Source organism: Marinobacterium aestuariivivens (assembly GCF_042661465.1).
Taxonomy (GTDB): Bacteria; Pseudomonadota; Gammaproteobacteria; order Pseudomonadales; family Balneatricaceae; genus Marinobacterium_A; species Marinobacterium_A aestuariivivens.
Map to the genome: position 1 here is coordinate 4001885 of NZ_JBHSWE010000001.1, position 14293 is coordinate 4016177.

A 14293-nucleotide genomic window follows, 5' to 3' on the forward strand; every position below is an offset into this window, starting at 1 on the left:
TTGTCTGGATAGCCCCTGCTGCTGCTCCTATACTGCGTCGCTCCCAATCGTGCAGCGAATCTTTGCCATGACCCTGAAACTCACGGTCGTCGACCAGTCGCCGGTGCCCGGCAAGCCGCAGGACATTTCGCCCGTGGCATTGTCGGCGCAACTCGCCAAGGCCTGCGACGCGGCCGGTTATCACCGTTACTGGCTGGCCGAGCACCACAACAGCCTCAATTTCGCCGGGCCCAGTCCCGAGGTGCTGATCAGCCATATCGCCAGTGTCACCGAGCGCATCCGTGTCGGCAGCGGCGGTGTGATGCTGCCGCACTACAGCCCCTACAAGGTGGCCGAGCAGTTCCGGCTGCTCGAAACGCTGTTCCCGGGCCGGATCGACCTGGGGGTCGGGCGGGCACCGGGTGGCGACGGCCTGGCCAGCCATGCGCTGGCCTATCCCCATGCCCAGGCGCATGAGGATCATTACCCGCAGCAGGCGATGCTGCTGAAGGGCTTTCTGGCCGGCGGGATTCCGGCCCATCACCCGTACCATGATCTCAGGGTGATGCCGGACGACAGCCCCTGTCCCGAACTCTGGATGCTGGGCTCTAGCGGAGGCAGCGCGGCGCTCGCCGGCCAGGTCGGCATGAACATGGCGCTGGCGCTCTTTATCGGCCCTGAGGACCGGCCGGTGAGCATCGTCGACGAATATCGCGCGGCCTGGCGCGAGGCCGGCCATACCGGCGAGCCGAAGGTGCTGATCGCGGTCTCGGCGGTCTGTGCCGGCAGCCGGGAAGAGGCGGAATATCTCGCGTCGCCCCAGGTGTACTGGAAGGTCAAGGCGTTTCGCCACGGGGTGCGCGACGCGATCAGCTCGCCTGAGGAGGCGCTGAATCGCAGGGCGAAACTCAGTCCGTCGGACCAGGCCTATTTCGATCAGACACTGGCCTCGGTAGTCTGTGGCGCGCCGCAGGAGTGCCGGGAGCGGCTGGCGGCCATCGCCGACCGTTACGGCAGCGACGAGGTGGGGATCGTCACCGTGACCCACGACTTCGCCGACCGGCTGCGAAGCTACCAGCTGCTTGTAGGCGCCGCGCCCCGCAGCGAATGATGCTGGATCATGGCGGTTGTTCGCAACGGGGCGTCGCTCCTACGTGAAGGTTGCGTGCTTTTGTAGGAGCCGTGCCCCGCGACGAATGATGCTGGATCATGGCGGTTATTCGCAACGGGGCGTTGCTCCTACGGACTATCGGCCGCAGCCCATCGCCTGGCCGACCTTGGAGCCGTTGGCGCGGCCGATCCGGCCGGTGATCCAGTGGCCGGTCTCGACCAGCCTGCCGAGGTCGATGCCGGTCTCGATGCCGAGTCCCTGCAGCAGGTAGACCACGTCCTCGCTGGCGACGTTGCCCGAGGCGCCGCTGGCGTAGGGGCAGCCGCCAAGGCCCGCGACCGAGCTGTCGATCACCGCCAGCCCCTCTTCCAGTACCGCATAGAGGTTGGCCAGCGCCTGGCCGTAGGTGTCGTGGAAATGGGCGGCGAGCTGCGCCAGCGGCACCGCCTTCGCCACCGCTTCGAGCATTCGCTTGGCCTTCAGCGGCGTGCCGACGCCGATGGTGTCGCCGAGCGAAATCTCGTAGCAGCCCATATCGAGCAGCTCGCGCGACACGGCGGCGACCTGCTCGGGGGCGATCTCGCCCGCGTAGGGACAGCCCAGCACGGTCGAGACATAGCCGCGTACCCGGATGTCGGCGGCTTTGGCCGCGTCGATCACCGGCGCGAAGCGCTCGAGACTTTCCGCGATCGAGCAGTTGATGTTCTTCTGCGTGAACGCTTCGGAGGCGGCGGTAAAGACCGCCACCTCGGAGACTCCGGCTTCCCGGGCCCCCTCGAAGCCCTTCAGGTTCGGCGTCAGGGCGGCGTAGACAACGCCCGGCCGGCGTTGCAGGCCCGCCATCACCTCGGCGGCATCGCCCATCTGCGGCACCCACTTCGGCGAGACGAAGCTAGCCGCCTCGATATGCCGCAGGCCGGCGGCGCCGAGGCGGTCGATCAGCTCCAGCTTGACCTCGGTGGCGATGGTGCCCGGTTCGTTCTGCAGGCCGTCGCGGGGGCCGACCTCGACGACGCGCACCTGTTTCGGCAGGGCCATCATGAGGCCTCCTCGACGTCGATCTCCAGCGCCACCAGTTCGGCGCCTTCGGAGACCAGATCGCCTTCACCGAAGAAGATGTCGCTGACGACGCCGTCCTCGGGAGCCTTGATCGAGTGCTCCATCTTCATCGCCTCCATCACCACCAGGGTGTCGCCCTTGTGCACCGACTGGCCCGGCTTGACCAGCACCGCGACCACGGAGCCGTTCATCGGTGCGGCCAGCGACGCATCGCCCTGGTGCTCGGATTCGCCGAAGGTTTCGCGATGCAGGCGACAGACGAACTGCTCGCCCTGATCCATCAGCGTCAGCTCGTCGCCGTGGCGATAGCCGTATACCGTCAGGCGATGGCCGTTGATCACCACATCGAGACGGTCGCCGTCGACACGGGGCGAGACCCGGTAGCGGGCGTCACCGATGCAGATCTCGTATTCGCCGGCCTGTCCGAGGATCTTCAGCTCCTGGATCTGCTCGCCGACGGCCAGCTGCATCGGCCGGGCGTACTGCGAGTTCAGGCGCCAGCTGTTCTGACGGCCGAACGGGGACCAGGGATCGCTGTCGCTGATGCGCTGGCCGCGCTCGCCTTCGAGAAAGATGCAGGCGGCCATCAGCAGGCAGTAGTCGGTATCGAGTGTCGCGGCCGGAAACAGCAACGCGCGGTGCCTGTCGATAAAGCCGGTATCCAGCGATGCCTGACGGAACGGCTCGGCCAGCGCCAGGTTGCGCAGGAAGCGCACGTTGGTCTTGAGACCGCCGATGCGATACTCCTCGAGGGCCTGGGCCAGGCGTGACAGGGCGCGTTCGCGGCTGTCGTCCCAGACGATCAGCTTGGCGATCATCGGGTCGTAGTAGACGCTGACCTCGTCGCCCTCGATGACACCGGTGTCGACCCGTACATGGCGGTTTTCGGCCGGGGTACGCAGGTAGCGCAGGGTGCCGGTGGCAGGCAGGAAGTCGTGGTCCGGATCCTCGGCATAGATGCGCGCCTCGAAGGCATGGCCGTCGAGGCGGATCTCCTCCTGCTTCAGCGGCAGCGGCTCGCCGGCGGCGACGCGCAGCTGCCACTCGACCAGGTCCTGGCCGGTGATCATCTCGGTGACCGGATGTTCGACCTGCAAACGGGTGTTCATCTCCATGAAGTAGAAGGAGCCGTCGACGTCGTAGAGGAACTCGACGGTGCCGGCCCCGACATAGTCGATCGCCTGGGCCGCCCGCACGGCGGCTTCGCCCATGGCATGGCGGGTGGCATCGGACAGGCCGGGCGCCGGCGCTTCCTCGATCACTTTCTGGTGGCGGCGCTGCACCGAGCAGTCGCGCTCGGACAGGTAGACGCCGTTGCCCCTTGAGTCGCAGAACACCTGGATCTCGACATGGCGCGGCTGGGTCAGGTATTTCTCGATCAGCATGTCCGGGTTGCCGAAGGCGTTCTTCGCCTCGCGGCAGGCCGAAACCAGCGCCTCGTCGAACGCATCCAGCGACTCGACCACGCGCATCCCCTTGCCGCCGCCGCCGGCGACCGCCTTGAGCAGCAGCGGGAAGCCGCATTTTTCCGCTTTTTTCTTCAGCAGTGCGGGATCCTGGTCGGCGCCGTGGTAACCGGGCACCAGCGGCACGCCGGCGTCCTGCATGATCGCCTTGGCGGCGGACTTGGAACCCATGGCCGCGATAGCCGAGGCCGGCGGGCCGATGAAGACGATGCCGTTGTCCTCGCAGGCCCGGGCGAAGTCGGTGTTCTCCGACAGGAAGCCGTAGCCGGGATGGATCGCCTGGGCGCCGGAGGCCCGGCGATCTCGATGATCCTGTCGGCGCGCAGATAGCTTTCGCCGACTGGTGCGGGGCCGAGCAGGAAGGCCTCGTCGGCCATGGCCACGTGGCGGGCATTGGCGTCGGCCTCGGAGTAGACCGCGACACAGCGGATGCCGAGGCGGTGCGCCGTCTTGATCACCCGGCAGGCGATCTCCCCTCTATTCGCTATCAGTATCTTATTGAACATGGCTGTTTATTCCTCGATCCAGTTCGGCGCGCGTTTCTGCAGGAAGGCACTCAAGCCCTCCTGGCCCTCTTCGCTGACGCGGATATCGGCGATGCGCCGCGCAGTGTCGTCGATCAGTGCCGGGTCGATCGCCTTGCCGCTGACGGCGAAGACCAGGTCCTTGGCCGCCTGCATTGCCCGCGGGCCGTTGCGCCGCAGTGCCTGCAGCAGCTCCTCGAGCTTCGGTTCGAGGCCGTCGTTGTCGGCGACCACCTCGTGCACCAGGCCGAACTCTCGGGCCTGTTCGGCGCTGAAGGGCTCCGCGGTCTGGAAATAGCGCCGTGCACGGCGCTCGCCGATGGCGCGCACCACATAGGGACTGATGGTCGCCGGGGTCAGGCCGATGCGCACTTCCGACAGGCAGAAGCGGCTGGCCTGGGTGGCGACGACGATATCGCAGCAGGCTGCCAGCCCCACGGCGCCGCCGAAGGCCGCGCCCTGCACCAGGGCGATGGTCGGCTTCGACAGGCCGTTCAGGGTCGACATCAGCCGCGCCAGGCCGGCCGCGTCCTCGAGGTTTTCCTGGTGGCTGTTGGCGGCCATGCGCTTCATCCAGTTGAAGTCGGCGCCGGCGGAGAAATTCTTGCCGTTCGAGGCCAGTACCAGGGCCCGGACGTCGGCGTTGCCGTCGATCTCCCGCAGCACCTCGGTCAGGCGGGCAATGATGGCGTCGTCGAAGGCGTTGTGGATCTCGGGCCGGTTCAGGGTCACCCGGGCGATACCTTGCGGGTCGATTTCGAGCAGTACTGTTTCCTGACTCATGGGAGGCTCCTTACATCCGCTCTTTACATTCGAAAAACGCCGAACCGGGTCTCGCCGACCGGCTTGTTCAGCGCCGCCGACAGGCCCATGCCGATAACATCGCGCGTCTGGGCCGGGTCGATGACGCCGTCATCCCAGAGGCGGGCGCTGGCGTAGTAGGGGTGGCCCTGGGCATCGTAAGTACTGATGATTTGTTGTTTGAAAGCTTGCTCATCTTCGGCCGACCAGCTCTTTTCCTTGCGCTCAAGGCCGTCGCGCTTGACGGTCGCCAGCACGCCGGCGGCCTGCTCGCCGCCCATCACCGAGATGCGGGCATTGGGCCACATCCAGAGGAAGTCGGGGCTGTAGGCGCGGCCGCACATGCCGTAGTTGCCGGCGCCGAAGCTGCCGCCGATCAGTACGGTAAGCTTGGGCACATCGGCGCAGGCCACCGCCGTGACCATCTTGGCGCCGTGCTTGGCGATGCCTTCGGATTCGGCCTTGCGCCCGACCATGAAGCCGGTGATGTTCTGCAGGAACAGCAGCGGAATGCGGCGCTGGCAGCACAGCTCGATGAAGTGGGCGCCTTTCTGCGCCGAATCTCCGAACAGGATGCCGTTGTTGGCAACGATGCCGACCGGATAGCCGTGGATATGGGCGAAGCCGGTCACCAGGGTGGTGCCGTAGAGCTTCTTGAACTCGTCGAAATCGGAGCCGTCGACGATACGGGCGATCACCTCGCGCACGTCGAACGGTTTTTTCAGATCGGTGCCGACGATGCCGTAGAGCTCCTCGCTGTCGTACAGCGGGGCCTGCACCGGTTTGATGGCCAGGTCCATCGGCTTGCGCCGGTTCAGGTTGGCGACACAGGTGCGGGCGATCTGCAGCGCATGCAGATCGTTCTCGGCGTAATGGTCGGCCACACCCGAGACCTTGCAGTGCACATCGGCGCCGCCGAGATCCTCGGCCGAGACCTCTTCACCGGTCGCGGCCTTCACCAGCGGCGGGCCGGCGAGGAAGATGGTGCCCTGGTTGCGCACGATGATCGACTCGTCGGCCATCGCCGGCACATAGGCGCCGCCGGCGGTGCAAAGTCCCATCACCACGGCGATCTGGGCGATACCCTTGGCGGACATCCGCGCCTGGTTGTAGAAGATGCGGCCGAAATGGTCGCGGTCGGGGAACACCTCGTCCTGGCGCGGCAGGTTGGCGCCGCCGGAATCGACCAGGTAGAGGCAGGGCAGGTGGTTGCGTTCGGCGATCTCCTGGGCCCGCAGATGCTTTTTCACCGTCAGCGGAAAATAGGTGCCGCCCTTCACGGTGGCGTCGTTGGCGATGATCATGCACTCGGTGCCGGACACCCGGCCGATACCGGTGATGATGCCGGCCGCCGGCACGTCGTCGTCATAGACACCGTAGGCCGCCAGCTGGGACAGTTCGAGGAAGGGCGAGCCCTCGTCCAGCAGGCGATTGATGCGCTCGCGCGGCAGCAGCTTGCCTCGGGCGGTGTGTCGCGCCTGGTAAGCGGGGCCGCCTCCCAGTTCGATGGCGGCGACCTTCTCGCGCAGGTCGCCGACCGCATCCGCCATGCTTTCGAAGTTGCTGCCAAAGTCCTCGGCGCGCGGATTGATCTTGCTCTGTAGTACTGTCATTTCACACTCCTCGACATTCCGGCGCAGGCAAATTGTAGGATGGGTGAAGCCGCAGTGGCACTGTGCTGTTGGGCTACAGGGGAATAGGAGCGGCGTAACCCATCGATGACCCGGTGCCAGCTTGATACATCTCGATGGATTACACGACGCTCGGGATGCATCTGTAGCCGATACTCCGTGCCCGGCGTCGTTCCACCCATCCTACGTTGTCCCCGCCAACATGCGATGAACCTTATTTATTCTGGAACAGCTCGCGGCCGATCAGCATGCGGCGGATTTCCGAGGTGCCGGCACCGATCTCGTACAGTTTGGCATCGCGCAGCAGGCGGCCGGTCGGGAACTCGTTGATGTAGCCGTTGCCGCCGAGCAGCTGAATGGCGTCCAGCGCCAGCCTGGTGGCGTTTTCCGCCGAGTACAGGATAGCGCCGGCGGCGTCCTTGCGGGTGGTTTCGCCACGCTCGGCAGCCATCGCCACCATATAGACATAGGACTTGGAGGCATTCATCAGGGTGTACATGTCCGCGACCTTGCCCTGGACCAGCTGGAACTCGCCGATCGCCTTGCCGAACTGGGAACGTTCGCGGATATAGGGCACGACGACGTCCATCGCCGCCTGCATGATGCCGAGCGGCCCGCCGGACAGCACCAGGCGTTCGTAGTCGAGGCCGCTCATCAGCACCTTAACGCCGCCGTTCAACTCGCCGAGGATGTTTTCCTTCGGCACGATGCAGTCCTGAAAAACCAGCTCGCAGGTGTTGGAACCGCGCATGCCGAGCTTGTCGAGCTTCTGGGCGCGGGAAAAGCCCGGATAGTCGCGTTCGACGATGAAGGCGGTGATGCCGTGCGGGCCCTTGCTGTGGTCGGTCTTGGCATAGATGACGTAGACGTTGGCGTCCGGCCCGTTGGTGATCCACATCTTGTTGCCGTTGAGCACATAGTGATCGCCGTTGTCGCGGGCGGTCAGCTTCATCGACACCACGTCGGAGCCGGCATTGGGCTCGGACATCGCCAGGGCGCCGATATGCTCGCCGCTGATCAGCTTCGGCAGGTATTTGCGCTTCTGCTCTTCGGTGCCGTTGCGATGGATCTGGTTGACGCAAAGGTTGGAGTGGGCGCCGTAGGAGAGGCCGATCGACGCCGAGGCGCGGCTGATCTCTTCCATCGCGACGACGTGGGCCAGATAGCCCATGTCGACGCCGCCGTACTCCTCCTTGACGGTGACGCCGAGCAGGCCCATCTCGCCGAACTTGCGCCACAGCTGGTTCGGGAAGGCGTTCTCGCGGTCGGTCGCTTCGGCCAGCGGCGCGATCTCCTCGGCGGCGAAGGCGTTGACCTGCTCGCGCAGCATGTCCAGGGTTTCGCCCAGTCCAAAATTCAGTTCGGAATACTGTGAAATCATCTTTGCCTGCCCTCTCGTGCTGTCAGGGATCACCCGGTTTGTTTTAACTATACGCTATCGTATGGCAAGGCTTACGTTAACGTCAATACGGTGGCGTATATTTAGTTTACGTATAGGTAAGGCATTGGACACCAACGCAGCGAAAGGGTTTATAGATGCGCTTCTATGCAATCAGAAACCGCGTGCAGTACTGCTTGATCTTTTTCGGCTCGAGCCGGCAGCTGCGGTCGTTGAGCAGGCTCTGGCCGAAGATGAAGGAGTAGAAGAGGTAGGCGCGGGAATAGGCCTCGTCGCGGGAGAGGTCGAGCTTGGCGAAGAGACTCGAGACACACTCCAGGCGCTCGCGGTCGACCGCTTCGACCGCCGTGGCGGCGCGTTTGTCGTTGCGTGCCCAGTCGCGCACGGCCAGCTCGATCGCATTGCCGCGCGGGTTGGTGTTGTCGGTATAGAGCCGTATCAGGTACTTGAGGGTGTCGGCGGCATGCTCCTCGTCCCGGGTCTGCTCGTGGATGATCTCGATACGGCGGGCGCACCACTGCTCGAGCATCTGGCCCAGCAGATCGTCGCGATTGCGGAAATGCCAGTAGAAGCCGCCCTTGGTGACCCTCAGCCGCTTGGCCAGCCCCTCGACCTTGATGCCTTCGACGCCGGCTTCGGCGAGAACCGAAAAGGCTTCATTGATCCACTGGTCTCGGCTGAGTTTGACGTTCATCGGCGGTTCCTTCAATACACTTCGGCACAGGGTAACGCAAAACGTAAATATACGGAAACGTATGGATGGCGCCTGTTACATTTCGATACTTTACGTTTACGTCAATACCGTGATATAGCTTAGGGTATTCCCTTATTTGAATTGTCCTGTTCGACAGGACCAGGCCTGACAACATTAACAAGCGAGGCAGGGGCAAGATGAGCACACAAGCGTACGATGCACTTTACCGCGACTTCATGCCGGCGCAGATCGAGGCACAGCTGATCGGCGATCTGGAGCGGGGCTTCAATGTCTGCGAGGAGATCTGCGACCGCTGGGCCGAGGGCGATCGCATCGGCCTCTATTATGAAGGGCTCGAGCGACCGGCCAGCAGCCACGGTTTTGCCGAGCTGAAGGCGCGGGCGGCCCGTTTTGCCAATTATCTGAAAGCCTGTGGCATCGGTCGTGGTGACCGGGTGGCGGGTCTGTTGCCCCGTACCCCCGAACTGCTGGTGGTCGTGCTGGGGACGCTGCGCGCCGGCGCCGTCTATCAACCGCTGTTCACGGCCTTCGGGTCCGGTGCCATCGAATACCGTCTGTCCCGTGCCGGTACCAAGCTGGTGGTGACGGACCCGGCCAACCGCAACAAGCTCGACGATGTTCAGAACTGCCCGCCGATCCTGCTGGTGGACCGCGACAGTGCCGCAGAGCGTTACGCGTCCGATCCCGATTTCGCCCGATCGCTCGCCGATCAGGCTGCCGAGTTCGAACCGGTGCGTATCGGCGCCGACGAGCCTTTCCTGCAGATGTTCACGTCGGGCACCGTCGGCAAGGCCAAGGGTGTCGCGGTGCCGGCGCGGGCACTGCTGTCGTTCTACGCCTACATGCGTTATGCCATCGACCTGCGTCCGGAAGACCGCTATTGGAATGTTGCCGATCCGGGTTGGGCCTACGGGCTCTACTACGCCGTGGTCGGTCCGCTGCTGCTGGGCAACGCGACCCACTTCAACGAACAGGGGTTCACCGCCGACAGCACCTACGAGATGATTCGCAAGTACCGCATCACCAATCTGGCGGCCGCCCCGACCGCCTACCGGATGCTGATGGCCAATGACGACGGCAGGGAGGACAGCCTGGGGTTGCGCGTCGCCAGCAGTGCCGGCGAGCCGCTGAATCCCGAAGTGATCGGCTGGGTCAACCGCCGCCTCGGTTGTCCGGTCATGGACCACTATGGCCAGACCGAAACCGGTATGACCTGCTGCAATCACCATGCTCTGGAGCATCAGGTGCGCGTCGGCTCGATGGGCTTCTCGATGCCCGGTCACCGGGTGGTGGCGCTGGACACCGACTGCAACGAGATCGGCGAGGGCGAGATTGGCCAGCTGGCGGTCGATACCGAAAACTCGCCGCTGTTCTTCTTCCAGGGCTATACCTGGGGCGAAAAGAATCCGTTCCACGGGCGCTACTATCTGACCGGCGATGTCGTCATGAGCCATGGCGACGGCAGCTACTCCTTTACCGGTCGCGACGACGACATCATCACCACCGCCGGTTACCGTGTGGGACCTGCCGATGTCGAAAGCACGCTGCTGGAGCATCCGGCGGTGGCCGAGAGCGGTGTGGTCGGCAAGCCCGATGCCAAACGCGGCGCCATCATCAAGGCCTATGTGGTGACCAGGGCACAGTACGATGCCGATGAAGCACTGGCGGAGGAACTCAAGCAGCTGGTACGCTCGCGCCTGTCGACCCATGCCTTTCCACGGGAGATCGAGTTCGTCGAAGCGTTGCCGAAAACGCCCAGTGGCAAGATCCAGCGTTTTGTGCTGCGCAACCAGGCCCGGGAAGAGAGCGAGCGCCTCGCGGTTTGAGGGGGCAGTATCGACGGCCCCCGAAGGGGGCCGGCATGTTCGACATGCAAGGAGACACAGGATGCCGGTGCTGACACTGGAGCAGTTGAACGAGTTTCTCGCCGAGCACTTTCCCCAGGGCGACCAGTATGGCGCCCTGGAGCGGGTCGGACCCGGTAGTGCGGTGATGCGCCTGTCGGTCTCTGACCAGCATCTGCGTCCCGGCGGCACCGTGTCGGGGCCTGTGATGATGGCGCTGGCCGACGTCGCCGTCTATGCGGCGCTGCTGACGAAGATCGGGCCGGTGCCGCTGGCGGTGACCAGCAACCTCAATATCAGTTTTCTGCACAAACCCCAGGCCGGTGCGGACCTGGTGGCCGAGGCGAGGATGCTCAAGGTCGGACGCATGCTGGGCGTCGGCGAGGTCTATCTATACTCGGGCGACGCCTCTGAGCCGGTGGCGCACGCGACCATCACCTATGCGATACCGCTGGAAAGATAGCGCACAGCAACAAGCTGACAGTTAACAGTAAAAAGGGGAGCGCGTAACGCGTCACCCGCGCTTGCAGCTCCGAAGAGGGACAGTGATGAGGATAGAGTGGGAAACCCGGCAACTGGCGCTGGACGAGGGTGTCAGTATCCGGGCACTGCATGGCCGCCATGAAAACAGCGAAGGCGGTCGGCCGACGCTGGTGCTGTTGCACGAGGCGCTGGGCTGCATCGCGATGTGGAAGCAGGTACCGCAGTCTCTGGCCGAGATGACCGGCTGTGATGTCTTCGTCTACGAGCGGCGTGGCTATGGCGGTTCGAGTCCGATCGAACTGCCTCGGCCCGATGATTATCTGCAGCAGGAGGGCGCCGTCTGGCTGCCGCGGGTGCTGGAGGCGGCGGGGCTCGACCGGGTGACGCTGGTCGGCCACAGCGACGGCGGTTCCATCGCGCTGGTCGGCGCCGCGGTGCTGGGCGACCGGGTGCGGGCGCTGGTGGCGATGGCGGCCCATATCGATATCGACGCCCTGACGCTCGGTGGAATCCGAGCGGCGGTGGAGCGCTACCGGACGCCGGGCAGCGACCTGCCGGAGCGGCTTGCCCGCTACCATGGCGAGCGCACCGATCTGCTGTTCCGTGCCTGGCACGAAACCTGGACCCGGCCCGGCTACGAGAATTTCGATCTGCGTCCCTGGCTCGGCGACATCCGCTGCCCGGCGCTGATCATGCAGGGCGAGGACGATCAGTACGGCCTGCCGGAGCAGGTGTTCGAGACCTGCCGGCATATCGGTGCCCATGCACGGCCGCTGATGCTGCCGGACTGCGGTCACATACCGCACCTGGAGGCGCCGCAGGCCACCCTCGGCGCCATTACCGACTTCCTAGAAGGGCTACGCCTAACGCGTCCAGCCGGGTAGGGTGGAATGAGCGCCGAAGGTGCGAATTCCACCGGCTGTATCCAGCGCCGCAGCGCCAGTTGAATCACACGAGGCCGATAATACGGGATGGCGTTCCACCGGTGGAATTCGCAGGCTCATTCCATCCTACGGCAAGCTTGCCGTTTTCAGCTCTTGGCTTCCCCGAGCCGGTTCGCCATATTGACCAGCTCCGGCAGGCTGTCGGCCTGCATCTTGCTCATCACTCTCGAGCGGTGCACTTCCACGGTCTTCGGGCTGATGCCGAGTTCTTCGGCGATTTCACGGTTGGGTCTGCCGACGACGACCAGCGCCATCACTTCCTTCTCGCGCCGGCTGAGACTTGAGTGTCGCTGCCTGATCCGCTGCAGGGCCCGGCCCTGTTGCAGCTGCTCGTCGGCCCGGGCGAGGCCCTGACGCACCAGGTGGAGCAGGCTGTCGTCGTCAAAGGGCTTTTCGAGAAAGTCCATGGCGCCGTTCTTCAGTGCGGTTACCGCCATCGGAATATCACCGTGACCGCTGATCACGATCACCGGCAGGCAGATATCGCGTTCGTGCAGTATCTGCTGCAGAGCCAGTCCGCTCAGGGTTGGCATGCGCACATCGAGCAGCATGCAGCCGGGCTGGCCATCGTATTGGTCCAGGAATCGCTCGGCCGAGGCGAATCCCCTTACCTGCAGTCCATCCGACTCCAGCAGCCATTGCATCGAGTCGCGGAAGTCGTCGTCGTCGTCGACGATAAAAACCGTCGTCTCCGGTGTTGAGTTCATCTGTCGTCCTGGTCTTGCAATCTGGGTGTGTCCAACCTGTCCCCCGGCCGCCTGGCAGGCAGCCGGAACTGAAAAAGGGTACCGCTGCGGCCGTCGCTATCGGCCCAGAGCTGGCCGCCGTGACTCTCGACGATGGTGCGGGAGATCGCCAGACCCATGCCCAGGCCACTTGGCTTGGAGGTATAGAAAGCGTCGAACAGCCGGCTCAGCCTTTGGGCATCGACGCCGCCGCCATAGTCCCTGACGGTGACCTCGATATATCCGTCACGGTGGCGGCTGCCAATGTTAACCGCTCGCCGGGGACACTCACAATCGGCATAGGCCTCAATGGCATTGCGCAGCAGGTTCAGCAGCACCTGCTCGATCTGGATACGGTCGGCGCAGAGCGGAGGATCCGACGGATCCAGGTCGAAGTCGAAGCCAATGTCGTTGTCACTGGCCTCCTGGTGCAGAAATCCGGCGACTTCGCGGCAGCTGTCGTTGATCGAAAAAACGATCCGCTGGTACTCGGTGCGGCGCACGAAGCTGCGCATGCGCTTGACGATCTCGGCCGCCCGACGGGCCTGCCCGGTGATCAGTTCCATGGTACGCAGTACCTGCTCGAGACCTGGATTGCGGTCCTCCTCGAAGCGGCGCAGGGTACCACGGCAGTAGTTCAGGATCGCCGCCAGCGGCTGGTTGACTTCGTGCGCGAGCCCCGTGGCCATCTCGCCAACCGACAGCAGGCGCGACATGTGGGCCATCTCCAGCTGCTGACGCCTGGCGGCTTCCTCGGCCTGGCGCTTGAGCGTGATATCGCGACCGATGATCGAGTAATACTCGACCCTGCGATTGCCGGCATGGTTGCGGTGGGCGATGATTTCGCGGATTTCGGCGATGCGCGCCCCCGCCGCGGGAGGCAGCTGCATCGGGATGCTGCCGTACCAGGTGCCGTGCTGGGCGGCATGGTCGAGCGCAGCCTGCAGCAGGCTTCGGTAGATCCCGTCACTGAACAGCTGCTGCAGGTGGAAGGAGACCGGGCCGTTCTGATGGGTACCGAGGGTGGTCGATGCCGCCTCGTTGAGGTAGGTCAGCTGCTGGCTGTCGGCACTGCAGAACATCACCATGTCGGAGCAGGCCTCGACGACACGGGCCAGGCGGCGGGTAGCGCGCAATGCCTGTTCGCGGGCCGTGACGTCGCGCGAGACGCAGATGATCTCCAGCGGTTCGCCGCTGTCGTCACGGATGGTGCGGCTGGTGGTTTCCAGCCAGACATAGTGGCCCTCCTTGTGGCGATAGCGAAAGAGGTTGGTGTAAAGGCCGCCCCTGTAGCTGACCGATTCGGTACGCTTGACCAGATTGTCGGCATCGTCGGGGTGGAAGAGGTCGTAGCCCGGTGTGCCGATCATCTCCTCGACGCGATAGCCCAGCAGCTTTTCAACCGCCGGACTGACGTCGACATAGGTCCATTCCGGTGTCGGGGTGTGTCGCGAGATCATGTCGGTCGACTGTTCGGCCAGCAGGCGGTAACGGTCCGCCTCCCGGCGGCATTGCGCCAGGGCCTGCTCGAGGGCCTGTTCCTTTGCTGTGCTCATGCTTGCGCCCGGTTTGAAAAGGGTATGGGCCTAGTGTAACCGAGGGACTACGGGAT

The 14293-nt window shown here is 64.4% G+C and carries 11 protein-coding genes and 1 pseudogene; 4 read left to right on the forward strand and 8 right to left on the reverse strand.

Going from position 1 to position 14293, the window contains the following annotated elements; translation table 11 throughout:
• Positions 1-67: 67 nt before the first annotated feature.
• Positions 68-1090 (forward strand): LLM class flavin-dependent oxidoreductase, encoded by a 1023-nt coding sequence (locus ACFQDL_RS20910; RefSeq protein WP_379910702.1) that lies wholly within the window; start codon positions 68-70, stop codon positions 1088-1090.
• Positions 1091-1225: 135 nt separating this feature from the next.
• On the opposite strand, the gene ACFQDL_RS20915 is transcribed toward ACFQDL_RS20910, so the two are convergent.
• The 6 genes and pseudogenes from ACFQDL_RS20915 to ACFQDL_RS20940 all read right to left on the reverse strand — a co-directional run bounded on the left by ACFQDL_RS20915 (position 1226) and on the right by ACFQDL_RS20940 (position 8664).
• Positions 1226-2128, reverse strand: a complete 903-nt coding sequence (locus tag ACFQDL_RS20915) for a hydroxymethylglutaryl-CoA lyase (RefSeq protein ID WP_379913229.1) — start codon at positions 2126-2128, stop codon at positions 1226-1228.
• Positions 2128-4121: pseudogene (locus tag ACFQDL_RS20920) on the reverse strand (acetyl/propionyl/methylcrotonyl-CoA carboxylase subunit alpha). Before ACFQDL_RS20920 ends, ACFQDL_RS20915 begins: the two are co-directional and overlap by 1 nt.
• A 6-nt stretch (positions 4122-4127) precedes the next feature.
• Positions 4128-4922, reverse strand: coding sequence for an enoyl-CoA hydratase/isomerase family protein (locus ACFQDL_RS20925; protein WP_379910703.1), 795 nt, complete (start codon positions 4920-4922; stop codon positions 4128-4130).
• A 23-nt stretch (positions 4923-4945) separates the two neighbouring features.
• Positions 4946-6553, reverse strand: a complete 1608-nt coding sequence (locus tag ACFQDL_RS20930) for a carboxyl transferase domain-containing protein (RefSeq protein WP_379910704.1) — start codon at positions 6551-6553, stop codon at positions 4946-4948.
• Positions 6554-6785: 232 nt separating this feature from the next.
• Entirely contained in the window at positions 6786-7952 is a 1167-nt protein-coding gene (locus ACFQDL_RS20935; protein ID WP_379910705.1) for an isovaleryl-CoA dehydrogenase, read from the reverse strand.
• 163 nt (positions 7953-8115) lie between these two features.
• On the reverse strand, positions 8116-8664 hold the full coding sequence (locus tag ACFQDL_RS20940; RefSeq protein ID WP_379910706.1) for a TetR/AcrR family transcriptional regulator: 549 nt from the start codon (positions 8662-8664) through the stop codon (positions 8116-8118).
• 197 nt (positions 8665-8861) lie between these two features.
• Here ACFQDL_RS20940 and ACFQDL_RS20945 point away from each other — a divergent pair, with 197 nt between their 5' ends.
• The 3 genes from ACFQDL_RS20945 to ACFQDL_RS20955 all read left to right on the forward strand — a co-directional run bounded on the left by ACFQDL_RS20945 (position 8862) and on the right by ACFQDL_RS20955 (position 11896).
• A complete protein-coding gene (locus tag ACFQDL_RS20945; protein ID WP_379910707.1) occupies positions 8862-10511 on the forward strand; it encodes an AMP-binding protein in 1650 nt (549 codons plus the stop codon).
• Positions 10512-10572: 61 nt separating this feature from the next.
• Positions 10573-10992 carry a PaaI family thioesterase gene (locus ACFQDL_RS20950; RefSeq protein WP_379910708.1) on the forward strand — a complete coding sequence of 140 codons (420 nt, stop codon included), beginning with the start codon at positions 10573-10575 and terminating at the stop codon, positions 10990-10992.
• An 85-nt stretch (positions 10993-11077) separates the two neighbouring features.
• Complete coding sequence (locus tag ACFQDL_RS20955) at positions 11078-11896, forward strand: alpha/beta fold hydrolase (RefSeq protein WP_379910709.1); 819 nt, start codon at positions 11078-11080, stop codon at positions 11894-11896.
• A gap of 146 nt (positions 11897-12042) precedes the next feature.
• Here ACFQDL_RS20955 and ACFQDL_RS20960 read toward each other — a convergent pair whose 3' ends face one another.
• Together ACFQDL_RS20960 and ACFQDL_RS20965 are read right to left on the reverse strand one after the other, a co-directional pair.
• The gene (locus ACFQDL_RS20960; RefSeq protein WP_379910710.1) at positions 12043-12663 is read right to left on the reverse strand and encodes a response regulator transcription factor; all 621 of its coding nucleotides are present in this window, start codon (positions 12661-12663) and stop codon (positions 12043-12045) included.
• On the reverse strand, positions 12660-14237 hold the full coding sequence (locus ACFQDL_RS20965; RefSeq protein WP_379910711.1) for a PAS domain-containing sensor histidine kinase: 1578 nt from the start codon (positions 14235-14237) through the stop codon (positions 12660-12662). Before ACFQDL_RS20965 ends, ACFQDL_RS20960 begins: the two co-directional genes overlap by 4 nt.
• Positions 14238-14293: the final 56 nt, after the last annotated feature.